This window comes from Streptomyces sp. NPDC007929 (genome assembly GCF_042959065.1).
Lineage (GTDB): Bacteria > Actinomycetota > Actinomycetes > Streptomycetales > Streptomycetaceae > Streptomyces.
In genome coordinates, this window is sequence record NZ_JBIBKD010000005.1 from 416,695 (window position 1) to 443,475 (window position 26,781).

At 73.1% G+C, this 26,781-nt stretch carries 24 protein-coding genes; 11 read left to right on the forward strand and 13 right to left on the reverse strand.

What is annotated here, in order from left to right:
- The first annotated feature begins 24 nt into the window (after nucleotides 1–24).
- Complete coding sequence (locus ACFZDE_RS19330) at nucleotides 25–2,127, forward strand: alkaline phosphatase PhoX (protein WP_391200960.1); 2,103 nt, start codon at nucleotides 25–27, stop codon at nucleotides 2,125–2,127.
- Between the two features lie 19 nt (nucleotides 2,128–2,146).
- Here ACFZDE_RS19330 and ACFZDE_RS19335 read toward each other — a convergent pair whose 3' ends face one another.
- Nucleotides 2,147–3,190, reverse strand: coding sequence for a LysR family transcriptional regulator (locus tag ACFZDE_RS19335; protein ID WP_391200963.1), 1,044 nt, complete (start codon nucleotides 3,188–3,190; stop codon nucleotides 2,147–2,149).
- A 172-nt stretch (nucleotides 3,191–3,362) separates the two neighbouring features.
- Here ACFZDE_RS19335 and snpA point away from each other — a divergent pair, with 172 nt between their 5' ends.
- Entirely contained in the window at nucleotides 3,363–4,040 is a 678-nt protein-coding gene (gene snpA, locus ACFZDE_RS19340) for a snapalysin (protein WP_390998779.1), read from the forward strand.
- 104 nt (nucleotides 4,041–4,144) lie between these two features.
- On the opposite strand, the gene ACFZDE_RS19345 is transcribed toward snpA, so the two are convergent.
- Together ACFZDE_RS19345 and ACFZDE_RS19350 are read right to left on the reverse strand one after the other, a co-directional pair.
- Nucleotides 4,145–5,146 (reverse strand): endonuclease/exonuclease/phosphatase family protein, encoded by a 1,002-nt coding sequence (locus tag ACFZDE_RS19345; protein WP_391200965.1) that lies wholly within the window; start codon nucleotides 5,144–5,146, stop codon nucleotides 4,145–4,147.
- A gap of 61 nt (nucleotides 5,147–5,207) precedes the next feature.
- Nucleotides 5,208–6,017, reverse strand: coding sequence for an alpha/beta fold hydrolase (locus tag ACFZDE_RS19350; RefSeq protein ID WP_391200967.1), 810 nt, complete (start codon nucleotides 6,015–6,017; stop codon nucleotides 5,208–5,210).
- 87 nt (nucleotides 6,018–6,104) lie between these two features.
- Here ACFZDE_RS19350 and ACFZDE_RS19355 point away from each other — a divergent pair, with 87 nt between their 5' ends.
- On the forward strand, nucleotides 6,105–7,451 hold the full coding sequence (locus ACFZDE_RS19355; RefSeq protein ID WP_391200969.1) for an aminotransferase class I/II-fold pyridoxal phosphate-dependent enzyme: 1,347 nt from the start codon (nucleotides 6,105–6,107) through the stop codon (nucleotides 7,449–7,451).
- On the opposite strand, the gene ACFZDE_RS19360 is transcribed toward ACFZDE_RS19355, so the two are convergent.
- Together ACFZDE_RS19360 and ACFZDE_RS19365 are read right to left on the reverse strand one after the other, a co-directional pair.
- Nucleotides 7,348–8,319, reverse strand: a complete 972-nt coding sequence (locus ACFZDE_RS19360) for a hypothetical protein (RefSeq protein ID WP_390998791.1) — start codon at nucleotides 8,317–8,319, stop codon at nucleotides 7,348–7,350. The two genes, ACFZDE_RS19355 and ACFZDE_RS19360, sit on opposite strands and share 104 nt — an antisense overlap.
- Nucleotides 8,320–9,116: 797 nt before the next feature.
- The gene (locus ACFZDE_RS19365) at nucleotides 9,117–9,557 is read right to left on the reverse strand and encodes a hypothetical protein (RefSeq protein WP_390998793.1); all 441 of its coding nucleotides are present in this window, start codon (nucleotides 9,555–9,557) and stop codon (nucleotides 9,117–9,119) included.
- Nucleotides 9,558–9,678: 121 nt separating this feature from the next.
- On the opposite strand from ACFZDE_RS19365, the gene ACFZDE_RS19370 reads away from it, so the two are divergent.
- Complete coding sequence (locus ACFZDE_RS19370) at nucleotides 9,679–10,884, forward strand: SpoIIE family protein phosphatase (protein ID WP_391200971.1); 1,206 nt, start codon at nucleotides 9,679–9,681, stop codon at nucleotides 10,882–10,884.
- A 65-nt stretch (nucleotides 10,885–10,949) separates the two neighbouring features.
- Complete coding sequence (locus ACFZDE_RS19375; protein ID WP_391200973.1) at nucleotides 10,950–12,059, forward strand: hypothetical protein; 1,110 nt, start codon at nucleotides 10,950–10,952, stop codon at nucleotides 12,057–12,059.
- Here the strand turns inward: ACFZDE_RS19375 and ACFZDE_RS19380 are convergent.
- From ACFZDE_RS19380 to ACFZDE_RS19395, 4 genes are all read right to left on the reverse strand, one after another.
- The gene (locus ACFZDE_RS19380) at nucleotides 12,052–12,702 is read right to left on the reverse strand and encodes a hypothetical protein (RefSeq protein WP_391200975.1); all 651 of its coding nucleotides are present in this window, start codon (nucleotides 12,700–12,702) and stop codon (nucleotides 12,052–12,054) included. The genes ACFZDE_RS19375 and ACFZDE_RS19380 overlap by 8 nt on opposite strands.
- Nucleotides 12,680–13,135 (reverse strand): hypothetical protein, encoded by a 456-nt coding sequence (locus ACFZDE_RS19385; RefSeq protein ID WP_390998805.1) that lies wholly within the window; start codon nucleotides 13,133–13,135, stop codon nucleotides 12,680–12,682. The genes ACFZDE_RS19380 and ACFZDE_RS19385 overlap by 23 nt, the downstream gene beginning before the upstream one ends.
- 11 nt (nucleotides 13,136–13,146) lie before the next feature.
- The gene (locus tag ACFZDE_RS19390; RefSeq protein WP_391200977.1) at nucleotides 13,147–15,552 is read right to left on the reverse strand and encodes a glycoside hydrolase domain-containing protein; all 2,406 of its coding nucleotides are present in this window, start codon (nucleotides 15,550–15,552) and stop codon (nucleotides 13,147–13,149) included.
- 406 nt (nucleotides 15,553–15,958) lie between these two features.
- Entirely contained in the window at nucleotides 15,959–16,516 is a 558-nt protein-coding gene (locus tag ACFZDE_RS19395; protein ID WP_390998810.1) for a hypothetical protein, read from the reverse strand.
- 742 nt (nucleotides 16,517–17,258) lie between these two features.
- Between ACFZDE_RS19395 and ACFZDE_RS19400 the strand changes: the two genes are divergently transcribed.
- Nucleotides 17,259–18,602, forward strand: coding sequence for a tetratricopeptide repeat protein (locus tag ACFZDE_RS19400; protein ID WP_390998812.1), 1,344 nt, complete (start codon nucleotides 17,259–17,261; stop codon nucleotides 18,600–18,602).
- A gap of 91 nt (nucleotides 18,603–18,693) precedes the next feature.
- Nucleotides 18,694–19,446: a GAF domain-containing protein gene (locus tag ACFZDE_RS19405; protein WP_391200980.1), complete on the forward strand. Its 753-nt coding sequence runs from the start codon at nucleotides 18,694–18,696 to the stop codon at nucleotides 19,444–19,446.
- Nucleotides 19,447–19,456: 10 nt separating this feature from the next.
- On the opposite strand, the gene ACFZDE_RS19410 is transcribed toward ACFZDE_RS19405, so the two are convergent.
- Entirely contained in the window at nucleotides 19,457–20,242 is a 786-nt protein-coding gene (locus ACFZDE_RS19410; protein WP_391200982.1) for a hypothetical protein, read from the reverse strand.
- 209 nt (nucleotides 20,243–20,451) lie between these two features.
- On the opposite strand from ACFZDE_RS19410, the gene ACFZDE_RS19415 reads away from it, so the two are divergent.
- Nucleotides 20,452–20,601 (forward strand): hypothetical protein, encoded by a 150-nt coding sequence (locus ACFZDE_RS19415; RefSeq protein ID WP_391200984.1) that lies wholly within the window; start codon nucleotides 20,452–20,454, stop codon nucleotides 20,599–20,601.
- 34 nt (nucleotides 20,602–20,635) lie between these two features.
- Here ACFZDE_RS19415 and ACFZDE_RS19420 read toward each other — a convergent pair whose 3' ends face one another.
- Nucleotides 20,636–21,181 (reverse strand): pyridoxamine 5'-phosphate oxidase family protein, encoded by a 546-nt coding sequence (locus tag ACFZDE_RS19420; RefSeq protein WP_391200986.1) that lies wholly within the window; start codon nucleotides 21,179–21,181, stop codon nucleotides 20,636–20,638.
- Between the two features lie 154 nt (nucleotides 21,182–21,335).
- Here ACFZDE_RS19420 and ACFZDE_RS19425 point away from each other — a divergent pair, with 154 nt between their 5' ends.
- A complete protein-coding gene (locus ACFZDE_RS19425; protein ID WP_391200988.1) occupies nucleotides 21,336–22,310 on the forward strand; it encodes a nucleoside hydrolase in 975 nt (324 codons plus the stop codon).
- Nucleotides 22,311–22,467: 157 nt separating this feature from the next.
- Here the strand turns inward: ACFZDE_RS19425 and ACFZDE_RS19430 are convergent, their stop codons facing one another.
- Entirely contained in the window at nucleotides 22,468–23,403 is a 936-nt protein-coding gene (locus ACFZDE_RS19430; protein WP_391200991.1) for an LAETG motif-containing sortase-dependent surface protein, read from the reverse strand.
- Nucleotides 23,404–23,723: 320 nt separating this feature from the next.
- On the opposite strand from ACFZDE_RS19430, the gene ACFZDE_RS19435 reads away from it, so the two are divergent.
- Together ACFZDE_RS19435 and ACFZDE_RS19440 are read left to right on the forward strand one after the other, a co-directional pair.
- Nucleotides 23,724–25,382, forward strand: coding sequence for an alpha-amylase family glycosyl hydrolase (locus ACFZDE_RS19435; RefSeq protein ID WP_391200993.1), 1,659 nt, complete (start codon nucleotides 23,724–23,726; stop codon nucleotides 25,380–25,382).
- Between the two features lie 119 nt (nucleotides 25,383–25,501).
- Nucleotides 25,502–26,275, forward strand: a complete 774-nt coding sequence (locus ACFZDE_RS19440; protein ID WP_391200995.1) for a carboxypeptidase regulatory-like domain-containing protein — start codon at nucleotides 25,502–25,504, stop codon at nucleotides 26,273–26,275.
- Here ACFZDE_RS19440 and ACFZDE_RS19445 read toward each other — a convergent pair.
- Nucleotides 26,269–26,757: a hypothetical protein gene (locus ACFZDE_RS19445; RefSeq protein WP_391200997.1), complete on the reverse strand. Its 489-nt coding sequence runs from the start codon at nucleotides 26,755–26,757 to the stop codon at nucleotides 26,269–26,271. The two genes, ACFZDE_RS19440 and ACFZDE_RS19445, sit on opposite strands and share 7 nt — an antisense overlap.
- Nucleotides 26,758–26,781 lie beyond the last annotated feature (24 nt).

The window sequence follows — 26,781 nt, forward strand, 5'->3', positions numbered from 1 at the left end:
AAGGGCATCCATGGGGAGAGTAAAGTGCGCAAGCTGCTGCCGTTGATCGGAACACCGTCCGGTTCGCACCCCGGTGGCCGGTCCGCCATGACTTGTCGTTTCCGGTGTGGTGACGCCTGCTTCCACGAGGTGCCCAACACCAGCTCCAACGCATACGTCGGGGATGTGATCGCCGGTGCGATCGGCCGCCGGTCGATGATGCGGGGCGCGGCCGTGGTGACCGTTGCGGCCGCGGGGGCGGCTGCCGGCGGTCTCGTACGGGCCCCCGGGGCCGCCGCAGCGCCGTCCGCTGCCACGGCACCGTCCGCTGCCGACGCGTCGTCCGCCGCCGCGCCCCGTACCCGCCGCGGCGCGCGCGGGCTGCGCTTCGCGCCCGTCGCGCCGAACACCGCCGACGCCGTGACCGTGCCGGAGGGGTACCGGCAGAACGTCGTCGTCCGCTGGGGCGAGCCCATCCTGCGCGGTGCGCCCGCCTTCGACCCGGAGCGGCAGACCGCGAAGGCCCAGGCCGGGCAGTTCGGGTACAACTGCGACTTCCTCGCCCTGCTTCCGCTGCCCGGAGAGCGCGGACGGCAGCTGCTCGTCGCCAATCACGAGTACACCGACGAGATCCTGATGTTCCGCGGGTACGACCCCGCCGCCCCGACCCGTGAGCAGGTCGAGGTCGCCTGGGCCGCGCACGGGCTGTCCGCCGTCGTCGTGGAGGAGGACCGCCGGAGCGGCAGGCTCACCGCCGTCCCCCGGCACCGGCTGAACCGGCGGGTCACCGCCACCACCGCGTTCCGGCTCACCGGGCCCGTCGCCGGGTCCGACCTGGTGAAGACCTCCGCCGACCCGGACGGCACCACCGTGCTCGGCACCCTCAACAACTGCTCCGGCGGCGTCACCCCGTGGGGCACGACCCTGCACGGCGAGGAGAACTTCAACCAGTACTTCGCCCACAGCGGCCGGGCGACCGACAAGCGGTACGGGATCGGGACCGGGGCCAGCGAGCGGAAGTGGGAGCGCTTCGACCGGCGCTTCGACGTGGCCCGGGAGCCGAACGAGGTGCACCGGTTCGGCTACGTCGTGGAGTTCGATCCGTACGACCCGGACTCCACGCCCCGTAAGCACACCGCACTCGGGCGGTTCAAGCACGAGGCGGCCACCGTGCGGCTCACGCACGACGGGCGGCCCGTCGTCTACTCCGGTGACGACGAGCGGTTCGACTACTTCTACAAGTTCGTCGGCAGCAAGCGGATGAGGCACGGCTCCTCCCGTTCCGCGCGGGAGCACAACCTCTCCCTGCTCGACGAGGGCACGCTGTACGTCGCCCAGCTGACCGGTGACTCCCCCGCGATCGAGATCGACGGGTCGGGCAGGCTGCCGGGCGACGGTGAGTTCGACGGGAGCGGTCGGTGGATCCCGCTGGCCACCGCCACCGCCGAGGGTGCCGTCTCGCACGTGGAGGGGATGAGCGCCGAGGAGGTGTTCGTCTTCACGCGGCTCGCCGGTGACAAGGTGGGGGCGACCAAGATGGACCGGCCCGAGGACATCGAGCCCAACCCGGTGACCGGCAAGGTCTACGTCGCGCTGACCAACAACACCAACCGCGGGGTCGGCTCCGGCGCGAAGGCGGACGAGGCCAATCCGCGCAACGCCAACAAGCACGGGCACGTGCTGGAGCTCACCGAGCGGTGGAACCGGCCCGAGAGCACCCGGTTCGCCTGGTCGCTGTTCCTGGTGGCCGGTGACCCGGACGACCCGGCGACCTACTTCGCCGGGTTTCCGAAGGAGGCCGTCAGCCCGATCTCCTGCCCGGACAACGTGGCCTTCGATCCGCACGGCAACCTGTGGATCTCCACCGACGGCGCCCAGCTCGGTTCGCACGACGGGCTGTTCGGGGTGGCGACGCGGGGGGAGCGGCGCGGTGAGCTCAAGCAGTTCCTGACCGTGCCGAAGGGGGCCGAGACCTGCGGGCCGATCATCCAGGACCGGCGCGTTCTGGTCTCCGTGCAGCACCCGGGCGAAATCGACGGCGCGTCCGTGGAGCGGCCGGCCAGCGTCTGGCCCGACGGGCCGGGCACCTACGTCCGGCCCGCGGTGGTGGCCGTGTGGCGTGCCGACGGGTGTGACATCGGCGTCTGAGCCGATCGACGAGCCCGGTTCAGGGGAGGGCCGGGCTCGGGGGTCTGAAGGGTCCTCCGGGAGGTTTGAAGGGTCCTCCGGGAGGTTTGAAGGGGCCTCCCGGAGGGCTGAAGGGGCCTCCCGGAGGGTTGAAGGGGCTCTCGGAAGCCGGCCGGTCCCGTTCCGGCCAGTCCCGGTAGGCCGGTGCCTGCCGGGCCACCTCCCCGTACGCCTCCTCCAGCGCGGGGTAGACGCCGTCGAGGTCGGTCTCGGTGCGGGCCGCGGCGAGCAGCCGTACGCCGAGCGGGTCGCCCTTGATGCGGCGTACGGCCATGTCGGGGCGGGGGGTGCGGGTCGGCTGGCAGACGGTGACCACCTCGCCGGTCGCGACCAGAGCGTCGGCCGTGTGGTAGTCGCCGTGCAGGACGTGCGGGCTGACGCGGGCGGCGCGGAACATCCGCTGGACGGCGTCCCATTCGCCGTCGACCGTGGGGTCGATCATCCAGCGGTCGGCGGCCAGGTCGGCCAGGTCGACCTCCGGCTTCCCGGCCGCCGGATGGTCGACGGGCAGGGACACGCACTGCGGTTCGCGCTCCACCAGTACGCGCAGCCGCAGTTCCACGGGGATGCGCAGCGGGCAGCCCTCCACCTCGTGCACGAAGGCGACGTCGAGCTGGCCGTCGGCGACCATGCGGAGCAGGGCGTTGGGCGAGACGTTCATGTGCAGGCTGGGGTTCTGGCCACGGGCGCGCAGCCGGCGCAGCCAGCCCGCCAGGGCCTTGCTCGCGGTCGAGCCGATGCGCAGCTCGGCGCCGCCGGAGGCCGCCGCCCGGGCCTCGGTGACCAGCAGGTGCAGATCGGCCATCAGCGGGCGGGCGCGGCTGAGGACCAGGCGGCCGAGCGGGGTGGGACGGCAGCCGGTGTGGGAGCGCAGGAAGAGCGGGCCGCCGAGCTCCTGCTCGATACGGCGCAGTTGTGTGCTCAACGACGGCTGGGCAACGCCCAGTTGCCGGGCGGCACGGTGCAGACTGCCGGTGTCGGCGATGGCGCACAGCGCGCGGAGGTGCCTCACCTCGAGCTCCATGCTCTGTGAGGCTAAAGCGGAATCGCGGCGTTAACCAGCCACATAATTCATCGCTAAACCAGGTGAATTGGGCAGCCGATAGGGCCGTCCTATCGCCGGTTGCCATCATCACAGGCGCCGCACAGGCATCGAGACTCACCGGTGAGACTCAACCCCACCCAAGGAGTCCTCGATGCGAAAGTCCCTTTCGTCCCTGGCGGTTCTCGGCCTCGGCCTCACGATGGCCGGACTCGGAACGGCTGCCCCCGCCGCGGCGTCCCCGGCCGCGCAGCCCCACTCCGGGTTCGTCGCCGAGTCGTCCGCGTCCGCCCGGTCGGCCGAGTCCGACGCGAGCAGAGCGTTCTTCCAGGCGGTCCTGAAGTCCGTCGCCGAGAAGCGCGCCGAGAACCCGAGCGCGACCGCGGCCGTCACCGTCGTCTACGACGCCTCCCGCGCGCCCACCTTCAGCGCCCAGATATCGCGCAGCACCCAGATCTGGAACAGCTCGGTGTCGAACGTGCGGCTCCAGTCGGGCTCCGCGTCGTCGGCCGACTTCAGCTACCGGGAGGGCAACGACTCCCGCGGCTCGTACGCCTCCACCGACGGCCACGGCAACGGCTACATCTTCCTGGACTACCGGCAGAACCAGCAGTACGACTCCACGCGGGTCACCGCCCACGAGACGGGTCACGTCCTCGGCCTTCCCGACCACTACTCGGGCCCGTGCAGTGAGCTGATGTCCGGCGGCGGACCCGGCCCGTCCTGCACCAACGCGATCCCGAACTCGACCGAGCGGTCCCGTGTCAACCGCCTGTGGGCCAACGGCCTGGCGGCGGCGATGGACAAGGCCCTGGAGAAGTCGGCCCGCTGAGACCCGCTCAGGCTCGCTGAGATCCGCTGAGACCCCCACACGGATACGGCCGTCCCGCTGCTGCGCGGGGCGGCCGTATCCGTGCGCGTAACCGCTCGCCCCGGTCAGCGGCGCTCGTGCAGCGTGAGGTCCGTGACGACCGCGCGGTGGTCGGTGTCGGCCAGGTCCAGGATGCGAGTACGGCTCGCCCCGAAGTCCTCGGAGACCAGCACGTGGTCGATCTGCGCGCCGAGGGTGGGTGCCGTCCGGGCCGGCCAGGTGGCCGTGCGGTCGGCGCCGTCCAGGCGGGAGGCGTCGCGCAGGCCGGTGTCGAGGATGCGGCGGAAGGCGGCGTGGTCCTGGGAGGCGTTGAAGTCCCCGGCCAGCACCAGGGGGGTGCCCGGGTCGGACGCGGCGGCGTCCCGCAGGGCGCCGAGCTCCCGGCGCCAGAGATCCACCTGGCCCGGCAGCGGGGGCATGGGGTGGGCGAGTTGCAGCCGTACGGCGTGCCCGTCGACGTCGGCGACCGCCCCGGGCATGCCCATCGTGCCGGATACGCCCCCGGTCGGCCGGAGCGGGAAGCGGCTGAGGATGACGGAGCCCTCGGAGCCGCCGCCCGCCACGGCCCGGCGGTGCGGAAAGTCCTGGGAGAGGTCCCGCCGAAGCAGCGTGTCGCAAGCGAAGTCGCACTCCTCCACGAAGACCACGTCCGGTTCCTCGCGGCGGACGGCGGTGATCAGGGAGGCGGTGCCCTGGCCGAACTCGACGTTGGAGGTCAGCACGCGCAACTCGGCGACCGGGCGGCCCGAGGGGTCGTCGACCGTGCCGTACGGCTCGATGAACCAGGCCAGCAGGCCGAGCAGGAGCACGCCCCACACCGTGCCGAGCCACCAGCGGGACAGCAGGGTGAACAACAGCCCGGCGGCGGTGGGGACGAGCAGCCAGGGCAGGAAGGCGAGGAGCTGGGGGACGGGGGTGACGCCGTCGCTGTCGGCCACCCGGCAGCCCACGACCACGCTCACCCCGGTGAACAGCAGGCCGGCACACCAGGCGCCGAACCGCCGTCCGGGCGGGCGGTGCTCGCGCCCGTCGTCCCTGGCGGTCCACTCGGCAGCGGCGGTGTCCAAGGCCCGGCCTTCCGTTCGCGGGGTGGGATGCCCGAATCCTCCCTCAAGGGCGAATCCTCCCTCAAAGACGGGGTGGGGCGGAGGATGGTTGCCGGGCGTCGACCCGGGCCAGGAACTCCTGAAGCGCCTGATCGAACACCTCCGGGCGCTCCAGGTTGGGCATGTGGGCCGCGCCGTCGACGATGTGCAGCTCCGCGTCCGGGAGGGCCGCGTGCAGGGCCAGGGCGTCGGAGACGGGCGTGAAGGTGTCGTCGGCCCCCACGACGACCAGGGCCGGGACGTGGACGCGCGGCAGCAGGGCGGTGTAGTCGGGGCGGCGGGCCCGGGCGCGCAGGGCAGCGGCGGCGCCCTCGGGGGCGGTGGCGGTCATCATGCCGTGGACGTGCGCCTTGACCTCGGCGGAGGCGTGCGGGGCGACCATCCGCTCCAGGACCTCGTCGGCGTAGCCGCGCATGCCCTCGGTGAGGAGGCGGTCCGCCATGGCGTCGCGGGTGCGCACGCCCTCGGGGGTCTCCGCCGCGGGGAAGGTGTCGGCGAGGACCAGGCCGCGGACGCGCTCGGGGAAGAGGCGGTAGCAGTCCATGACGATCTGCCCGCCCATCGACAGGCCCGCCAGGACGAACGACTGCACCTCCAGCTCGTCCAGCAGGGCCTCGATGTCCCGGGCGAAGTCCGAGAAGTCCGTGACGGGCGGGGTCGTCGGGGAGGCGCCGTAGCCGCGCAGGTCGGGTGCGACGACCCGGCGGGTACCCGGGAACCGCCCGAGCTGCGGGGCCCACATCGTGCGGTCGAAGGGGTGGCCGTGGACGAGGACCAGAGGGACCCGACGCGTATCGGGGCCTTTGTCCTCGTATGCGAGGAAGGGTGCCATGAGACCGAGCCTAGGCAGCTCAACTACTCGGTGCAATAAGATCTTTGCTCTCGGTGCAATCCAGTGGCCCAAGGGGGAGACCGGCCGATGAGTGACTACCGGCGCATCGCCGACCGCATCGCCGACGACATCGCCACCGGGCGACTGCGACCGGGGCAACGGCTGCCACCGCAGCGGGCGTTCGCACGGCGGCGCGGTATCGCCCCGTCGACGGCCGGGCGGGTGTACGGCGAACTCGTACGGCGCGGGCTGGTCGTCGGGGAGGTCGGGCGCGGCACCTTCGTACGGGCCGCGCCGGACGGCCCCGTGGGGCGGGCGCTCGTCGAGCCCGGCCCGGCCGCCGCACCCGTCGACCTGGAGCTCAACTACCCGGCCGCGCCGGGCCAGCCCGAGCTGCTCGCGCCCGCCCTCGCGCCGCTGCTGCGGCCCGACGTGCTGGCCGAGGCGCTGTTACCGGCCGCCGCGACCGGCACCGAGGCCGCCCGGGAGGCCGCGGCCACGCTGCTCGCCACCCCCGGCTGGCGCCCCGCCCCGGAGCGGCTGCTGTTCACCGGCAACGCCCGGCAGGCCATCGCCGCCGTCCTCGCCTCGCTGGTCCGGCCGGGCGGCCGGGTGGGGGTGGAGCAGCTGACGTACCCGCTGGTCAGGGAGATCGCGGCGCGGCTCGGCATCACCCTGGTGCCGCTGGCGCAGGACGCGTCCGGGCTGCTCCCGGAGGCCGTGGTGGCAGCGCACCGCTCGGCTCCCCTGTCGGCCCTGTACGTCCAGCCGACGCTGCACAACCCGACGTCCCTGACGACGACCCGGCCGCGGCTGCTGCAACTCGCCCAGCTGGTCCACGACCTGAACCTGCCGGTGGTGGAGGACCGCATCTGGTCCTTCCTCCGGGAGAACGGCGATCCGCTCGCCGCGCACGCCCCCGCCCTGACCCATGTCGTCGACGGGCTCTCCAAACGGGTCGCCCCGGGGCTCACCGCCGGGTTCCTGGTGGTGCCGCCGCACCGGGTCGACGCCGTGGCCCGGGCCGTGCGGTCGGGCGGCTGGAGCGCGGGGCGGTTCGCGCTGGAGGCGGCCGTGCGGTGGGCCGGGGAGGGGACGGTGGCGCGGCTGGTGGCCGCCAAGCGGGCGGACGCGGCACGGCGGCAGCGGATCCTCGCCGAGGAACTGGCGGGCTTCACCGTGCGGTCCGACCCGGGGGCCTACTTCGCCTGGTGGGAGCTGCCCGCGCCGTGGCGCGCGGACACCTTCACGGCCGCCGCCGCGGCCCACGGCATCGCCGTCACCCCCGGCCCCGCCTTCGCCGTCGCCCCCGGGCACACGCCCGACGCCGTCAGGCTCGGGCTCGCGTCGGCTCCGGAACCGGCTCTGCGACGGGCGCTGCGGACCCTCGCGCACGTCGCCGCGCGGCGATCCGGGGACCGTAGCGGCCCGTGACCCAGGCGCCCGCCGCCACGGCGAGGCCCAGCAGGCACAACAGCCAGGACACCGTGCGCAGGGTGGCGGTGAGGGCGTCGTAGACGGCGCCCGCGGCCGGTCGGTGCAGGGCGTCGGGCAGGTCGGCGAGCGTGAGGCGGCGGCCGATCGCCACGGCGAGGACCAGCAGCGCGCCGCCCAGGGCCGTGCCCAAGCCGAGCGCGGTGACCGCACGGCGGCGGCACGCGGCGACGGCGATCGCGGCGACCGCGAGGACGGCCGCGGCCAGCGGCAGCCAGAAGGCGGCGGTGTCCAGCACCTGGTACCCCTTGCGCAGTCGGTCCACGTCCTCGGCCGGGAGCACCGGGATCCGCGTGTGCGTGACCGGGATGCGGTGGGCGAACGGCACGTGGTCGTCGGAGAATTGCTGTTTGACCCGGGCGATCACCGGGGCGGCGTCCACGGTGACCGGGGCTCCGCGGGCGCCGTCGTCGCGCAGGGCGCGCAGCACCGCGTCGTGCACGGCCCGGTTCGCCGCGTCCCAGGCCGCGCGGTACGCCTCGGTGCGGGTGAAGGAACGGGCCGCGTCGTGCACGAAGGGCCCGACCGCGCCGCGCAGCGGGCCGGTGCCGACCTCGCGCCGCCCGGCCTCCCGCAGCACGCCCTCGCCCATGGCCTCCGCGACCACGCGCCGCACGTCCGGGTCCTCGGCCAGCGGCGCCATCGTCCGCACGTAGCGGGCGGTGTCGGTGAGCCCGTGGGCAGCCCAGGAGGCGAGCGCCGCGAACGGCACGAGCAGGCACGCGAGGGTGAGCAGAACGGCCGCCAGCACGTTCCGCGCTCGTGGAGGCGCCTTCTCACGACGGGGCGCCCGGTCGGACTCGGACACCCTCCCAGGCAACGACCCCGCCCCCGCCCCCGCGACCGCGCCGCGCCCCCTCGACCGACCTGTCGCTCGCGCCGCACGCCCTCCACCTGCGCGAACCCGCGTACGGGCCGACGCGACCCGGGTCCCCCGAACGGGTACCAGACCCCTCCGGGGGTTCCGGACCCCGGTCCCTGCAGCCCCCGCCCCGGTCCCTCCGCCGGTCTGCGCGCGGGCGCCCTCGGTCACGCCCCGCGCCGGTCGCCGGTCCCCCCGGGCGGGCCCCGTGCCGGTCTGTCCGGTGTCTGCGCGCGGGTCCTTCGGGTGGGCTCCGCGTCGGTCTGTTCGGCGGTCTGGGCGCCGGTGCCCTCGGGCACACCCCGCGCCGGTCGCCGGTCCCCTTGGGCGAGCCCCGTGCCGGTCTGTCCGGGTGTCTGCGTGCCGGCTTCTCGGGTGGGCTCCGCGTCGGTCTGTTCGGCGGTCTGCGCGCGGGTGCCCTCGGGCACACCCCGCGCCGGTCGCCGGTCCCCTTGGGCGGGCCCCGTGCCGGTATGTCCGGGTGTCTGCGTGCCGGTTCTTCGGGCGGGCCCGTGCCGGTGCGTCCGGGTGTCCCCGCGCCGATCCCCCCGGGCTTCTGCGCGCAGGTCCCCGGGGCTTTGCGTGCCGGTGCCTCCGGCTGCTTGCGCGCTGGTTCCCTTGGGCGGGCCCCGGGGCCGTTCGTGCGGGGGCTCGGCGGTTTCTCTGGGGGTTTGGGCGGGGGCGGTGCCGGGGCGCTCGGCCGGGTGTACCGGCCTCCCCTGGGGGGCGGGGGGCCGCTGACCTCAGCCGATTCGGCGGCCCGCCGCGTCCTCGTGGGTGTAGTAGCGGTAGAAGACCATCACCAGGACGGCCGCGCCCACGGCGAGGCCCAGGCCGCTGGAGCTGATGATCGACGCGCGGGACTGGCTGTACAGGAAGCCGGTCGCGGCGCCCGCGAAGACGAACCAGCACACCGCGTGCAGTTCGCGGGGCAGCAGGGGCGCCAGCGCGCACACGGCCGCGAAGACCGCGGCGAAGACGAGCGCCGTGACGAAGCCGAACGCCAGGTTCCAGCCGGTGATGGGCCCGGCGTCGCGCCGGACGGCCGCGGCCCAGTAGCCGTAGGTGAGCCCGAGCACCAGGGGCAGGCCGATCTTCACGGCGGCATGGACGCGCGGCCCGAAGACGTCGGGCCTGCGACGAGGGGTGATCATCCTGCGTGAGGCGGGTGCCGCATGAGCCATGACAGCTCTCCTCTCTGTCCCTGCCCCCAGCAACCAGGGCACACCTGCGGGCAGACCCTGGCAAGTCGGCGGCACGGGGGAACGGGATGCGGCCACCGCGGGCCCGTGTTTCGCTGGGGCCGTGAGCCGCCACCGCGAGGGGCACGGCCCGCTCGTCCGGCCCGCGCGGGCCGGACGCCGCGACGTCGTGCGGCGCCAGGAACTGCTGCGGGTGCGGGGCCGCCGCGTGGCCTGGGCACCGCCGCTGCTGCTGCTCCTCGCCATCGCCGTGGCGGACTACCACACCATCGGTGAGTTCCGCATGATCTCCTGGATCGTGCTGGTGCCGGCCATCGCCGCCTCGATCTGCGGGGTGTGGGGCACGGCCCTCTTCGCCGTCCTCTCCCTGGTGACCTACGTCGTCGCCGACAGCAGCTGGCCGCACGAGTACCGGTCGGGCCGCGCCGACTTCGTCCTGGTCGCCCTCGGCGGCATCCTCGCCACCCTGGCCTGCGCGATCCGCGTGCGCGACGAGAACCGCGCGCTGCACATGAGCGACGTCACCGAAACCGTCCGCCGCACCGTGCTGCGCCCCTTGCCGCCCGGCTGGGGCGGCCTCGACCACGCCGGTGTGTACCTCACCGCCGACACCCACGCCCGCGTCGGCGGCGACTTCTACGACATCCAGCCCGGCCCGCACGGCACCCGGGTGCTGGTCGGCGACGTGCAGGGCAAGGGCCTGGGGGCGGTGGAGGCGGCCGCCGCGCTGCTCGGCACGTTCCGGGAGGCCGCGTATCACGAGAGCGAACTGGTGACCGTCGCCGAGCGGCTGGAGACGCGGATGGTCCGGCACCGCGAGCACACCGTCGCCCTGGGCCGCTCCGACGGCGACCGGTTCGCCACCGCCGTGCTGCTCGCCTTCCCCGACGACGACCGGGAGGCGGTGGACGTCCTGCTGTTCGGGCACGAGCCGCCGCTCGCCGTCGGGCCGGGCGGGGTGCGCACCCTGTCGGCCGGGCCCGGGCTGCCACTCGGCTGCCAGGACCTCGCGCCCGGCCCGCCCCGCGCCCGGCGGTGGCGGGTCGGTGCCGACGAGACGCTGCTGCTGGTCACGGACGGCGTCACCGAGGCCCGGGACGGCACCGGCGCGTTCTACCCGCTCGCCCACGAGGTGGCCCGGGCTGTCGCCGAGGACCCCGGCACCGCCGAACCGGCCCGCCTCGCCGCCTTCGTACGGGACGGCACGCTGGCGCACTGCGGCGGGCGGCTGGGCGACGACACCACGGTGTTCGCCGTCCGCGGGCGGCCCGGCCGCGAAGCCCCCGAAGGCGGACGTTTGCGGTCCTGAGACCCACCTTCGCAGCCGCAGCGGTTACGGTGCTGACGTACGTGATCGACACAGGGGGTGGGGCCATGCCCGGAACCGTGCTGCTGCTGGCGGCCTCGCCGGTGGGCAGGGGGCGCCTGGTGGACGCCGCCTCGGTGCTCCCCGTCCTGGCCGCCGTACCGCCCGCGGTACTGTCCGGCGCCGACACCGCGAACGTCGTCGAACTCGCCGACCCGCTGGAGCCGCAGGCCGTCCTGACCCGGCTGCGCGCCGCCGCCGCGGCCCCCGGGCCCCTCACCGTCTACGTCACCGGGCAGCTCCAGCTCGACCGCCGGCAGCGCCTGCCCCACCTCGCGCTCGCCCGCACCACCGCCTCCACCGTCCGCTACACGGCGTTCCCCTGGCACTGGTTCCGTGAGGAGCTGCGGCTCAGACCGGCCGGAGCCACCACCCTCCTGCTCGACCTGCACGCCGACGCCGAGACCTGGGAGCTGCTGCGGAGCACCCCGCTGGACTCGGGGCGCGGCAACGCCGTGCACGGTCGCATCGCGCCCCCGCCGTCCCGGCGCACGGTCGCGGCACCGGCGTACATGAAGGCCGTCGCGACGATCCTGCGCAGTGGATTCCGGCCGCCCGTCGAGCAGTTGCACCAGCAGGCGCTGACCCGGATCGCGCCCGAGAGCGCGGGCACGGACCTGGTGCTGAGCACGCCCGGTCCGACCGGCGGGGATCCGCACGCCGCCATCTCCGCCGCCGTCCGCTCCGGCCGGCACGCGGACGCCGACGCGCTCGCCGCCCGGCACGAGCAGGCCGCCGTCGCCGCGCACGGGCCCGCGTCCGAAGAGGCCCTGCACTGGGCCGAGGTACGGGCCGACCTGGCGATGTTCGCCGGGGACGCCGCCCGCAGCTGCCGCACCTGGCTGATGATCGCCACCGCCCGTCTGAACGCCGGGCAGGCCCCCGACGCCCCCGCCGTCGAGGCCGCCGTGGACCGGGCCCACCACCAGTGGGGCCAGGTCCACGACCCCGCGCCCGCCCGTGAACTGGGCGGCGCGCTGGCCGCGTTGCGCGGGCGGGTGCCCGGGCGGCGCGAAGGGGCGCTGGACCATGTGCAGCGCCAGCTGCGGCAGTTGCAGACGCCCGCCGGAACCGGAACACGCGTCCCGGACGGGGCGGCGTTCACGCGGCCTACGTGAATCGGGCCGCCCGGCGGCGCCTCGCCGGCGCGAAGGCGTCGATCGTCCCCGCGCCCCTGCCCGGTGCGCTGTTCCATCCCCGGATGCGGTCGGCGAGCTTTCGGAGCCGGGGATCCTCGGGCCCGACGGCGAGCTGGAAGTGGGACTGCTTCACCGGCCGCAGATGCCCGCCCCAGGCAATGACGCCCTCACAGTCCGCAAGGATGTCCGTGACGACGATCTGCTCGGCCTCGCTCATGCCGGTGTTCTTGACATCGGCTCCCATCGGGTAGTGCAGGGGCCGGATCGCGACGGCCGTGCCCGACAGGTGGTTCGACTCGAAGGCCGCGCCGATCTCACGCTCCGTCGTGTGCCCCTGGAGGTCACCGGGCAACAGCATGTCGACTTCGTAGGCGAACCGGCGGGCGACGTGGAGAAGAACCGTCGCGACGTCTCCCCCCGCCAGGAAGACGTCGACGTTGGTGCCCTCGACCCGGTACTTCCCCGCGCGGTCGAGGAGGGGCCAGCCGTTTGCCGACTCGCGCTCGGTCCAGGCACGGTCGACGGCGGTAGGGGCGGCCTGTGCCGGGCCGGCGGCCGCGACGGCCATCGCCGCTCCGGCCCCGAGGCCGAGAACCCGTCTACGCGTCAAGCTCGTTGTCATGGGGGGCCCTTCTGCGCTGAGAGCGGTTGATGAGTATCAGGGTGAAACAGACGGTGGCGCAGGCCAGCCCCGCGAAAAGCAGCGGTGTGACCCAGAACGACACGTCGTTGGTGCTGTATCCGCTGCTCCAGTGGCAGGTGACGGATGGGGGGAAATGGTGGACGGTCGCCGACGTCAGGCTGTAGTCCCGCCCGGAGTCCACGTAATCGCCACTGGCGGTCTTCGTCGCACAGAGGTCGAGTGGGTTCGTATAGGCGAGACCGTAGAAGGTTCCGGCACCGTAGGCGGCGAGAGCCGCCGCGCTCCCGACCGCGGCCAGACGGGCCGTCCGCGAGGGCTTCTTCCTGGTCACCCACAGCGCGTAGGGAAACACTCCGAGGACGAAGAGGCCGAGCGTGATCGCGGGCGGGCCGAAGAGCGCGAAGAGTGTCATGCGTGCTGACGCTACTTCGCTCCGAGGAGACGCCGCTGGTTCGCCTGGTACTGCGCTCGCCGGAGCGTTTCCGTGGAGGCGTGCTGGGCGAGGTTGTTGCCGAACGCGTTGCACCACGCGTTGAGCTGGTCGGAAGGAAGGTGGTGCGGCATCAGGGTGGGTATGCCGCCGAACTTCTGGATCAGGCTCGCGCGGCCACCCACCAGGATGACCCCGTCCCCGCTGAGGGGCTCGTCCGTGAGGATCTTCTTCGCCTGAGCGGCTGCCTCGCTGATGGTGCCGCCGAACCGTCGCTTCAGGTAGTCCCTGAACCGGGTGAGCCCGCCGTTGCCCTGGTAGTGATCACGGACCGCGTCGACGATGGTCTTACCGCCACGCACGGCCTGGGCGATGAGGTATCCGTCGGCGTCTTCGACGAGGTCGGTGAAGCCGAAGCTGGACGCGACGCCGATCTTGCCCATCTTGTCGTTGATGTAGGTGGCGCCGGAGGCGTAGGTGTCGTGGTCCCGCCGCCATTCGCCGTACAGGGTCATCAGGTCGCCGCCCCAGCCGGCGACGTCCCCGAGACTGATGTCACCCGCCGGGTTGGGTTTGACGAACTGGCCGTTGGCCGTGGCCATGAGGTGCTCGATCCCGAGGTGCTGACCGGTGAACGGATCCTTGAACTCCGGCCAGATACTGAGGTTGCGGCTGTTCACATAGGAGACGAAGCCGGCGTCCACCTTCCCGATCAGAGCCCGCCACTGGTTGTCGTCGTACGCGTCGCTACGGAGGTATTCCATGACGAGCTGGTTCGGGTTGCCCTTGCCGTACGCCTTGGCCAGGTCGTAGAGGGACTTGATGTAGTTGACGAACTCGTCCGCCGGGGACGACGGTCTGTTGACGCTGCTCTGGCCGGGGTCGCTACCGATGCGGTGCGCGTCTCGGTCCAGCCAGAAGGTGTCCGTTCCGTTGGTGACCTGGTACTCCTTGATCTGGTTGAAGGACCAGTTCGGCGGCAGCGGATAGCCGAGATTGCCTGAGAAGCCCCAGGACATGCCGGACACGAACGAGTAGCGGGCGTAGGTCTCCTTCGTCACCTCGGCGCACACGTGCCGAGAGCCGTACACGCCGTGCACGTACCGCTTCCCCTTGCTCCCGAGCCCGGCAGCGACGCCTCGGAAGTACTCGAGGATGGCCGGCATATCGGCGTCGGTGGCGTCGTAGTCGACGGCGAAGTAGATGATCGTCCCTCGGTTGAAACCGAAGTGCACGGCCTGGTCGTGGGCCTTCTTCGCGTGGGCGTACCCGTTCCCCCAGTAGTACTCGGCCAGGGATCTGCCGTTGTCCTGGAAGATCGGGAATATCCGAAGTCCGCCATTGAAGATGTTGGAGATTTCACCTTCTTCAATCATCTTCGAACCGCCGCCGGCGGATGCTTCGTTGAGGTACCTGCCGACATAGCGGTATCCGTCGCTGTACATTCTCTTGGCGCGTGACGCCGTGATCGTGTAGGCGGTGTCGGAGGCGGTGACCGGTCGGTCCGGGTCTCCCATCGATACAAGGAGTTGAGCCCATGTCGCGTAGTCGCCGCGGCCATTGGCGGATATCTCGGAGAACCGCTGGAAGGTGGTGACGAAGTCGGTCAGATTGCTGTCGAACGATGTCTTGAACACCGTCTTCGTCTGAACGGTGTCGCCGTTTCCGTTCACGGTGACGATCGGCTGGTTGAAGACACACGCGGCGGAGAACAACTGGACGAAGATTCCGGACGAGCCTTCCGAGACGCCGGCCTTGGACTTGATGCCGGCCTGCGTTCCGGGCCCGAAGTTGCCGGTGGCGTCCGCTTCGGCGATGCCGATTTCCAGCTGGAGGGCCTTCATCAGGTTCTGCTGGACATTGCGGGAGTAGTGGCCGTCGGTCGGGCCGATGTCGACCGTCTTCTTCGTCCAGTAGCGGCCGTTCAGCCACTGCTGGACGGAGCGGACCTCCTCCGACCCGCCGGCGGTGACGACGTAGGCATCCATGTTGAGCAGTGCCTTGAACACCTTCGCCTTGAGGCTGCCGCTCTGCGAGAGGCCCATGTTGCTTTGCATCTTCTTGACGGCAAGCTCGATGTCCGGGTCGTAGAAGCCGGTGTCGGAGTACCCGCCGGTATAGCCCTTGCAGAACAATCCGTACCGGATGATCTTCACGATGTTCTTGTTCTTTGCCCAGCCGCTTCCGATTTCGCCCAGCGCCGCGAGTTTGGAAACGGTGCCGTCGCCGAAGTTCGCCACGACGGGGCTGATGCCCAGTTCCTTCTGCAGCCCCATGATGAAGGAATACATCGTGGGCCAGCCGACCTTTCCGTCTTCTGGGCACTTCTGGTAGCCGGACACGCTCGCATAGGTCGAGTTGACCCACTTCTGCGCTTCGAGGACCTTCTCGTCGGCCATGTCGGATCTCCTGGACTGCTTGACGGGTTGGGGCGCGGAGGCGGACGACGCCGGCTCATGGCACGAGACGTCCCGCCGGGTGAGCACACGCACGCTGTGGGTGTGAGTGCGGTGAGGCGCTCAGGTGCCGAGCCGCGCGTGGCCGGCGTGCGCGGTGCCGATGAAGAGCCAGCGCGCCGCGCCGGGCCCGGTCGCACGCCGGGCGCCGACGCGCGGGCCGAGCGCCGATGTGAAGGCGACGGCGCGCCAAAGGGGCGCACCCGGCGTCCGCTGTGACGGGTGCGGCAATCTCTGCCGGCCCTGAGGCGTCCGGGCACAGGCGGGCGCCGTCCGTGGACGCGCCCGCTGTCGCGTCACACCCCTTGGCGCCCGCGACTCGATGGGTGAACGCAGACGCCCGGAACGGTCAGTCGCAGGGGGCTACGTACCTGACTCGGTCGATGATCGCGACGCCGCTCGACCACAGGATCGCGGTCACCCGGGAGCAGTTGTTCCAGCCGGCGTCGTGGTTGCCCTCGCCTTTGACCGGGCCCGCGTACTGTGAGTAGGTTCCCTCGTCCACCTTGCAGGCCACACCGGTCTTGTTCGGGCACAGCTTCAGCTTCATGTGCTTCGCCGTGCCGAGGTTGTTGTCGAACACCGCGCACGCCCCCGACACTCTGGTCGTGGATCTCGTGTAGGTGAACAGGGTGCCGAAGCGGCGGGCGTCCGGGAGTTGCTCGGCGAGCTCGAGTTCGTAGCCGGATCCGCACAGTGTCGCGGTGGCGCGGACGGCGGCAGGGTTCTCCGCCGCGATCGCACGCGTCCGGGCGTCACGGGCTCCGTTCTCGGAGAACACGACACTGGTCCCGGGGACACGCATGCCGCCCGAGGGGGCGTGGTCGGTGGCCACGGCCTGCGGGGTGACGGCGAGAACGGAGACGAGGGCGGCCGCCGGGGCGGTGAAACGTATCAATGTGCGCATAGTCAGGTGCTCCTGTTCGAAAGAGAGCTGGCTCAGGACCGCACGCGTCATCTTCGGACGCTTCGCCGGGAATCGGGCACGTGTGCACCGGCGAGGGACCACCACGGGTCACATCGGTGTGCACAAAAGACAGTGGCAAGGCATGAGCGATGTTCCCCCCGGTGAGGCTCCCGGTGGTCGGGCGGGCGCCTGATGGGACGGACTGGTCGTTCCGTCCCGTGTGTGTATCGCAACAGGCGTAGAACATAGTTGAAGAGCCGACGTGCGGATCGGTCGGCCGAAGGAATGGCCGGAACGCTTCATGTGGGCGCAAGCCTGCTGGAATGACGTGTTCACGGCATGGTGCCGCAGCTGAACAGTGCGCCTCATGTGAAGCACGAGTGAAGAGTCAGGGGGGTTCCTGATCACTCCGTTGGCTGATTCCCGCCCCTCACCGTCTCATCGTCCGGCTGCGCCGTCTGTGCCGCTCACGTCGCTGTGAGGTGCCGGCTCGGGCCGACTCTCCCCCGCCTTCGCCGACCCCGTGTTCGCCGCCAGCAGGAGCGTGGCGACGGCGACGACCGCAGCGGTCAGGCCTCTGGCGTACCGCTCGGCGGTGCGTGTGCGTTCGAGCACGGCGACCTCGCAACTGGGGCGGCGACTAAGCGGCGACGTGTTAAGCACGCTCGACACTGCGGCTTAACACTCCGTTTAACCTAGGGGCAGCACAGGTCGAACGGCAAGAGGCGCAGGGGGAGTTGGCGTGGGGGAGCGGGACGACCCGGGGACCATCGGCCGCCGGGTGCAGCGGCTGCGTGTGGAACGCGGGCTGACACAGCGGCAGTTGGCGGAGCCCGTCTACACACCGGCCTACATCTCCACCCTGGAGTCCGGCCGGGTGCGCCCCTCGGACGACGCCCTGCGGCATCTCGCGCAGCGGCTCGGCGTCGCCTTCGACGAGCTCGCCGGCGGGCACTCCGCCCGGCTCGTCACCGGACTGCGGCTGCGGCTGACCGAGGCCCGGCGCGTCCTCGCCGACGGAGAGGCCGAGGCGGCCGCCGGGAGTTACGCCGAGCTGCTCGTCGAGGCCGAGGCGAACCACCTGGCCGCCGAGCAGTCCGCCGCGCTGCTCGGGCTCGGCGAGTGCGCCCTGGAGACGGGCGAGTTGCTGGCCGGCCGGCAGTACTTCGAGCGGGCCGAGGAGTGTCTGGCCGGCGCCCCGCTGCCCGCCCGGGTCCCGGCCCTGCGCGGGCGGGCCGTGGCGCACTACCTCGCCGGTGAACTCCGCTACGCCGTCTACCTGCTGGAGACCACCCTCGACGAACTCAACCGCGGCGGCCTGCACGACCCGGACGCCCTCCTGCTGCTCTATGCCAGCGCCATCGGCCCCTACATGGACATGGGCGCCCACGCCCGGGCCGCCCAGGCCGCCGAGTTCGCCCTGGCCCTCGCCCCCCGCTCCGAGGATCCCGCCCTGGTCGCCCGGATGCACCGTTCCGTCGCCCGCACCCTGGTCGCCGAGGGCCGTCTCGCCGAGGCCGACGCCTCCCTGGCCAAGGCCACCGAGCTGTACCGGAGCCTCCAGATCCGCACCGAACTCGCCAACTGCCACTGGATGCGCGGCTACGTCTACGCCCAGGACGGCCGGCTGGAGCGCGCCGAGGAGGAGCTGCGCCAGGCCCTCGGCATGCTGTCGGCCAGACGCGCCGCCCTCTACAGCAGCCAGGTCACCGTGGAACTCGCCGACGTGCTGCACCGGCGCGGCCGGTCCGAGGAGGCGGCGGCCCTGCTGCACGACGTCCTCGGGCAGTTGTCCCCCGAGCGCGGGGCCGTCCACTCCGCCGCCGCGCACCGCCTGCTCGGCATCATCGCCGAGGACGCCCGCCGCACGGAGGACGCCGAGGAGCACTACGTCCGCGCCCTGAGCCTGCTGGAGCGTGCGGGCGCCGCCGGTGACCTGGCCGACCTGTGCCGGCTGCTCGGGGACCTGCTGCGGCGGACCGGGCGGGTGGAGGCGGCCCTGGACGCCTACCGGACGGGCCTCGGGCACCGTACGGCCCCCGGCACCACCACCCTCGGGCCCGCGCCCGCGCAGCCTCCCCTGTGACACCCCGGCCTGGGGGTTTTGCCCCATCGGCAGCGGGTAGTCGGGGCACGGTTCACGCACTGTGCGGTCGGCCGTGTGATCGAAGGAGGCGGTGGTCGTGCGGCCCAGGGACGACCCCCGAGGCGGCTCCGGCGACGACAGCGCCCGGGCCGCCGACGTGATCGCCAGAGGCGTACGGGGCGCCGAGCCCGGAGAGGTCCCGGGGCGGCTGTGCGAGGTGGCGGTGGAGCTGCTGCCGGTGATCGGCGCGAGCGTGTCGCTGCGCAGCGAGGGCATGCCGGTGCAGCTGAGCGCGAGCGGTCCGCAGGCCGCGCGGCTGTCGCACATCCAGGCGACGCTGGGCGACGGCCCCTGTCAGAGCGCGGTGGCGGACGGGGCGCCCGTGCTCGCCTGCGACCTGACCACCGGCCGCGACGCCGGACGCTGGCCGGTCTTCGCCCAGCAGGCGACGGAGGCCGGGGTACGGGCCGTGTACGCGGTCCCACTGGGCAGCGGACCGGCGTGCGTGGGCACGCTCGACCTGTACCGGGACCGCCCCGGTGCCCTCACCGACCGCCAGCTGTACGTGGCCCGGATCGTGGCCGGCGTGATGACCGTGGCCCTGATGGCCCTGCCGCACGGCGACGAGCCGGAGACGCGGGGCGCGCGGGACGACTGGCTGAGCGGCCTGGCCGCCGAACACGACGAGGTCTACCAGGCCGTCGGCATGATCATGGCGCAGCTCGGCGTGGGCGCGAACGACGCGCTGGCGCGGCTGCGGGCGGACGCCTTCGCGCACGGGCGCACGGCCCTGGACGCGGCGCGTGACGTGATCGCCCACCGCACCCGATTCGACCCGTCCTGACCCGTGGGCGTCAGATCTGCGCCCGGCCCTGCTTCCTGATGTCGGCCAGGCGCTGCGCCCCGAGCTGCACCGCCTGCTGGGTGACCTCCTCGTACACCTCGTCGAGGCCCCCGTTGGTGAGGGTGATCGTCTCCTCGCCGACGCGGACGGCGGCGAGGTCGACCGTGAGGTACGTCAGCTCCCCCTCCTCCGTCTCGCCGGCCAGGGTGATCCGCAGGGCCTGCCGGGCGTCTCCCACCGGCGGCAGCGGCAGTTCGCCGACCTCCACGCTCTGGACGACGCCGCGGGTGGTCGCCGCCGTGAACGTGCCGCACCGGCCGGGCAGCGACCTCATCCAGTCCAGGGTGCGGTCCACCTCGGCCGGGGGGTGGGCGGTGACCCGGTAGTGCAACTGGGCGTCGGTGTCGCCGTCGTCGAGCGAGGACGTCGCCTGCGGGCCCTTCGGCGGGCCGAACGGCTCCTCCGTGTAGAGGGCGTCCAGCAGCCGCTGGCAGTCCCGGTCCTCCGTGCGGGCCTTGAGCAGCCCGTCCCGCCAGGTCCGCGAGCCCCGGCTCGGCGCCCACGGCTCGCCGAGGTCGGCCTCGGTGACCAGGGCCGCCCGTGCCTGCGCCTCGGTGAGGGCGGCCCCGGATCCGGCGGGCTGCTCGACGGCGGGGGACACGGCGGTGGCGGACGCGGAGGCGGAGAACCAGCGGGGCCGCGGCTCGTCGTCGACGGAGCAGCCGGCCGTGGCCAGCAGGGCGGTCACGGACAGTACGGAGACCAGGAGGGCACGGGTGGCCGGGGGACGGGTCATCGGGGTGCCTCCTGCGGGGGCTCAAGGAGGCGCCTTCGCCGTCGGGCGGGCGGGCGGCTCTCCAAGATCGGGTGAGTGCTCTTACGGCACCACCGCGCCCGCCCTCCCACCAGCGATACGGGCCGTCCGGGTGACGGGCCCGGCACCCCGCCCCTCACCCGCCTCCCCTCGTCCGTCTCCCCTCACCCGCCCTCCCTCACCCGCCCGAAGTGCTCGGCGGGCGGGAGGCCGCCGCCGGCCTCGTCGCTCCCCGGCTGCGCGACGGTGGCCGCCCTGACCCCCTGCCCGGGGACGAGCTGCTGCGCCGCATCGGCGACCGCGTGGCGGCCCGCGGCCTCGGGCTGTGGGACCCGTCGTAGGACGGGACGGGCCCGCCACGGGGTGCGGGCGGTCTCAGAACGTGTAACGCGTGTGGCTGTACACCCCGTTGTCCCGGCCGAAGCCGTACGCCGTGTCCGGGTGCACCGCGTACACCACCGCTGCGCCGCTGCGAAACGAGTCGCCGATGCCGTGGAAGGTGCCCTCGGGGGAGGTGATGTGCGGGCCGTACTTCGTCTCGTGCGCTGTGATCACCTCCTCCAGGAGCGCCCGGTCGGTGACCGGTTCGGCCCGGCCCTCGACGACCAGGTCGAGCCCGCCGGTCAGGGAGTTCGCCCCGGTGGTCAGCGCGCAGTGGGCGTCGTGCGCCAGGTTCTTCGCCTTCTGCTCGGCGCGGCCGGTGGAGAAGTACAGCGCGCCGTCGTGCCAGGCGGCGATGCAGGGCGTGACGTGCAGCCGGCCGTCCGGCCTGACCGTGGACACCCAGAAGATCTCCGCGCTGTCCAGCCGCTCTCGCGCCTTGGCCCAGGGGGTGGCGGTGACCTCCGGGGCACCCGGGCGGGGGGTGAGCGCGGAGCTGTAGCGGGCGTCGAGTTCGGTCGTCGGTGGCTGTGCGGGCATGGCGGGGCTCCTTTCTCGTCTGCTGCCCGTAACGACCGTCCGGCGGGGCCGGAGTCATCGCCGCGTCCGTTCGTGTCGCGGTCCGGCACGGCAGGCGCCGTAGGGTCGCTGGTGCGGAGCTTTCCCGCGTGGGCCACTGGAAGGAGTCCCCGCCGTGACGGACGGTCAGCCCATCCCGGTGATCATCGACTGCGACACCGGTGTCGACGACGCCCTCGCCCTGCTGTTCGCCGTGAGGCACCCGGCGCTCGACGTGCGGGCGATCACCTGCGTGGCCGGGAACACGGACGTCGACGGCGTCGTCCGCAACACCCTGACCGTGCTGGAGCGGGCGGGCGCTCCCCGCATCCCCGTCGCAAGGGGCGCCGAGCGGCCGCTGATCGAGGCTCCCCGCTCGGCGCGGCACGTGCACGGGCACGACGGCATGGCCGACCTGGGCCTGCCCGCGCCGGCCCGGCGGCCCGCCGACGTCGACGCGGTGACGCTGCTGCGGCGCGAGATCCTCGCCTCCCCGCGCCCGGTCACCCTCATCCCCACGGCTCCCCTCACCAACATCGCGCTGCTCCTGCGCACGCATCCGGAGGTGGTCGGCAACATCGAGCGGATCGTCTTCATGGGCGGCGCGGCGGCCGTCGGCAACGCCACGCCCGTCGCGGAGTTCAACGTCTGGCACGACCCGGAGGCGGCCGCGATCCTGCTCACCGCCGGGGTGCCGATCACGATGTACGGGCTGGACGTGTTCACGCGGGTCGTGGTCCCCGCAGCGGATGTGCGCAGGCTGCGAGCGAGCGCCGAACCGGGCGCGCGGCTGGCCGGGGAGCTGCTCGCGCACCGTCCGGCCCATCCGGACAGCCGCCCCGGCGACCCCTCCGAGACGTCCGGCGGCCTCGGCGACGCGGGCGCGGTGTGCGCGGTCGTCGACCCGGAGGGCCTGACGACCCACCGCCTCCCGGTGGACGTCTCCCTCGCGCCCGGCCCGACGCGCGGCATGACGATCGTGGACCGCCGCCCCCGGCCCGGCGAGTCGGAACTCCACGAGGGCACGCGCGAACAGCCGCTGGTCGACGTGGGGTTGGACGTGGACGTGGAGCGCTACGTGAAGCTGTACCTGGCGACGGTCGAGAGGTGACGCCCTCGCCGCCGCTCGGCCGCGGCTGACGGGAGAGCGGAACGGCGGGCGCGGACGCGGGCGTACGACTGCGCCCGGTGTGCTGTCGCCGCCGGACGACAGCACACCGGGCGCTCTTCGGGGCCGGGTCTGGCCTGGCCACAGGGCCCCGCTGTTGCTACGCCTTGCGCTTGGTCGCGCGGCGGCGGGTCGCCACAACGAGGGCCGCGCCGCCCGCCAGCAGGGCCGCCGCGCCGAGGGCGATCGGGCCGGTGTTGCTGTCGGCGCCGGTCTCGGCGAGGTCGCCGCCACCGCCGTTCGGCTCGGGTGCGACGGGCGTCGACTCGGAGGCGCTCGGGGTGGGCGTGTCCGTGTCGGAGGACGGCGGCGCCGAGGGCTTCGCCGGCTCGGACGGGGACGCCGGGGGCGTGGTCTCCTCGGCCGGCTCGGACGGGGACGCCGGAGGCGTGGAGGCGGGCGGCTCCTCCTCCGCGGGCGGCGGGGTGGTGCAGTCCTTCGTGCCGCCGTTCCAGGCCGCGATCAGCTTGTCCTTGATGACCGGGCGGTCCGGGCCCTTGGGCAGGTCGCCGTGGACGAAGCCGTCCTTCGCGTCGAGCTCGCCGTCGAACTTCACCGCGCCCCGGTAGAGGTCGATCTGGCCGAAGCAGCCCTTGTCCGGGATGGCGATGTCGAGCGACTCGGTGCCGCCCGGCTTGACCGTCACGGTGTCGAAGTCGACGAACACCTGCTCGCCGGAGGTCGCGAACGTGGCGCCGTGCGCGAGGTAGGAGGCGAGGGAGGCCGTGCAGGTGGCCGCGTCACCGGCGGTGCGGACCTTGATGTGCACCTTGCCGTCGTCGGTCGGCTTCAGGTTCTGGTCGTCGACCCTGACCGAGTCCTGGAACGTGGTGCCGTCGAGCGAGAACTGGCAGCGATCCGTCCCGGTCTCCGTGCCCGCGCCCGTGCCGGGCCGGTAGCTGCCGCCGGACGACCAGCCGTCCCCGCCGGGCGCACCGTGCGCCAACGCGGTCGTGGCGGAGGCGGCGCAGAGGGCGAGGGCCGCGGCGCCCGTCCCCAGCAGGCGTCGCGCGGTGACACGTCTCGCTATGGACATGCGTATCCCATTTCTTGGCGTGTGCAGACCCGGCCGGCGGCATGCGGGCAGCGCGCGGCTGCCGGGGCCGTACCGGGGGTGAGTGGTCTGAGAACACTGGGCTCATTGGTCACATGCGCCTCAGTGGCCCCATCGTGGCGGCGCCGCAGCACGCTGTCAACCTGCGCTGATGCAAAGGAAGTTGGGCCGCCATCACGCTTTCGTCACAGCAGGAATGGATCACTCCGATCGGCGCGAAGGTTCCTTTTCCCGGCATTCTGGACAGATTCAATGCTGTCGCCCCTGTGCCCTGTGAAGGAGACCGCGTGGAAGGAGACCGCGTGACCGAGCGCTCCACCCTCGACCTGTCGTCCCGTGACCCCGACTGGTGGCGGCAGGCCGTCGTCTACCAGATCTACCCCCGCAGCTTCGCCGACGCCGACGGCGACGGACTCGGTGACCTGCGCGGCATCACCCGCCGCCTCGGCCACCTCGCCGCCCTGGGCGTCGACGCCCTGTGGCTGAGCCCCTTCTACCCGTCCGAACTCGCCGACGGCGGCTACGACGTCGCCGACCCCCGGGACGTCGACCCGCGCCTCGGCACCCTGGACGACTTCGACGCCCTGGTCGCCGAGGCCCACCGCCTCGGCCTGAAGGTCGTCGTCGACCTCGTGCCCAACCACTCCTCGCACCGGCACGTCTGGTTCCAGGAGGCCCTGGACGCCGGCCCCGGCTCGGCGGCCCGCGACCGCTACGTCTTCCGCGACGGACGCGGTGAGCACGGCGAACTCCCGCCCACCGACTGGCAGTCCGTCTTCGGCGGCAGCGCGTGGAAACGAGTGCCCGACGGCCAGTGGTACCTCCATCTGTTCGCCCCCGAGCAGCCCGACTTCAACTGGGAGAACCAGGAGGTCCGCGCCGACCACCGCACCACCCTGCGCTTCTGGTCCGACCGCGGGGTCGACGGCTTCCGCGTCGACGTCGCCCACGCCCTCGCCAAGGACCTGAGCGAACCCCTGCGCGACCTCGGCGCCCCCGAACTGAGCGGCGAGCAGGCACTCACCGCCATGCCACCCGGCACCCACCCCTTCTACGACCGCGACGACGTCCACGAGATCTACCGCGACTGGCGCAAGATCCTCGACGCCTACCGCCCGCCCCGCATGGCCGTCGCCGAGGCGTGGGTGCCAGGCGCCCGGCGCGCGCTGTACGCCCGGCCCGACGAACTGGGCCAGGCCTTCAACTTCGAGTATCTGCAGACCGGCTGGGACGCGGAGGAACTGCGGCAGGTCATCACCGACTCGCTCGCCACGGCCCGGGCGGCGGGCGCCTCGGCCACCTGGGTGCTGTCCAACCACGACGTCGTACGGCACGCCTCCCGCCTCGTGCTGCCGCCCGGCACCGACCCCGACGCCTGGCTGCTCTCCGGCGGCCACGCCCCGGCCCTCGACGAGGCGGCGGGGCTGCGCCGGGCCCGGGCGGCCACGCTGCTGATGCTGGCGCTGCCCGGCTCGGCGTACCTCTACCAGGGCGAGGAACTCGGTCTGCCGGAGGTCGCCGACCTGCCCACGGAGGTCCTCCAGGACCCGATCTGGGAGCAGACCGGTCACGTCCGCAAGGGCCGGGACGGCTGCCGGGTGCCGCTGCCGTGGACGACGACCGGGCCGTCGTACGGCTTCGGGTCCGGCGGGGCGTGGCTGCCGCAGCCGCCCGGCTTCGCCTCGTACGCCGTCGAGGCGCAGGACGGGGTCGAGGGCTCGACGCTGGAGCTGTACCGGACGGCACTGCGGCTGCGCCGCAAGCTGCTCGACGGGGAGGAGCTGACCTGGGCGGACGCCCCGGACGGCGTGCTGAGGTTCGATCGTGGTGAGGGGTGGCGGTGCGTCGCGAATCTCTCGGCGCGGGCGGTCGAGTTGCCGGCGGGGGAGGTGTTGCTGACGAGTGCGCCGCTGGAGGACGGGCGGGTCGGGCCGGACACGACGGTTTGGCTGGGGCGGTGAGGTCGTCCGGTGGCCCACTCGTGTGGATCAGCCGGGCGTGCCGTTCACCGGGACCGCCGGGAGGATCGTCGGCGAAGTGTGTCCCCCAGGCCGTCTGCGGACAAGGAGCCCCGCCCGCGATGAACAGGTACAGCAGGACAGCAGCCGTGGTGGGGGGCGTCGTGGCGGGGGTGCTCGTGGTCCCGGGGGCGTCCGCGGTGGCCCGGGACGGTGGGCTGTGGGGAGCGGCGACGATCGCACCCGGCCGGGAGGGCATCGTCGAGGTCGCGGGTGTCCCCCAGGGCGCCGAGGGCGTGACGCTCACGCTGACCGCGCCCCGCGGCACGCGGGTGACCGGCGTACCGCTCGACGCGTCCGGCTACCGCGGCTCGGTCGCCGCCGACGGCCGCAGTGCCGCGTACACCGTCAGCGGCGGGGCGTCCGGGCAGGACGGGGTCTCCGGGCAGGACGGCGTGTCCGGGCAGGACGGCGTGCTGCCCTTCGTGCTGGCCGTCCCCGGCGACGCCGCCCCTGGCACCCGGCTGCGGGACTGCTCGCTGCGCCTCACCGATGCCCGGGGCGTGCCGCGGGCCGTCGGCCGGTGCTCGGTGACCGTGGGCCTGGCCTCGCCGACCCTGACCAGCCCGCTGTCCGGCGTACCGCTGGGCGCCCGGCCGGAGGTCTCCGGCACCGCCCACCCGGGCGCCCAGGTCACCGTCCGCGACAAGGACGACCAGGAGGCCTGCGCGAGCACCGCCGCCCCCGACGGCACCTGGAGCTGCACCCCCGGCACCGGCCTCCCGGCGGGCGCCAACCGGCTCCAGGCGGTCGCCGCCCTGAACGGGGTGAGCGCGATGAGCGAGCAGATCGACATCGTGGTGGCGGCGCGGGAGGCGGGCGCGGGTCGTCAGTAGCGCACGGCGCGGGCCACCTCGGTGCGGACGTCGCCGGAGAGGTCGTGGGTGCTGCGGGCGGTGGCCGTGGCGGACTCGCCGGCCTGTACGTGGTCGACGGTGACGATGACGGTGTCGACCAGGTCGCCCCCGGAGCTCCGGAAGTCGACCTGGACGGCGAAGGAGCGGGTCGAGTCGTCGGCGTTGCGGACGGTGACCTCGGCCCGGACCCGGCCGTCGGAGCCGGTGACGGGCGTGCCGACGCGGACGTCGTCCTTGACGTCGATGCCGTCCTGGATGTCGTCGAGGCGGCGTCCGGCCTCCGCCGTGGCGGACTCGATCGCCTCGGAGGCCCCCGAGGCGAGCGACCCGACCGCGGACTCGGCCTTGCTGGCGGTGTCCGCGGGGGTGTCGTCGCCGCCGCAGCCGGTGAGCGCGGCGGACAGGGCGAGCGCCAGCGCCGCCCCTCCCGTCGCCCAGCGGGTCCGGTGGCGGGCAGCCATGTCGCCTCCCTGGTCCTTCCTCTG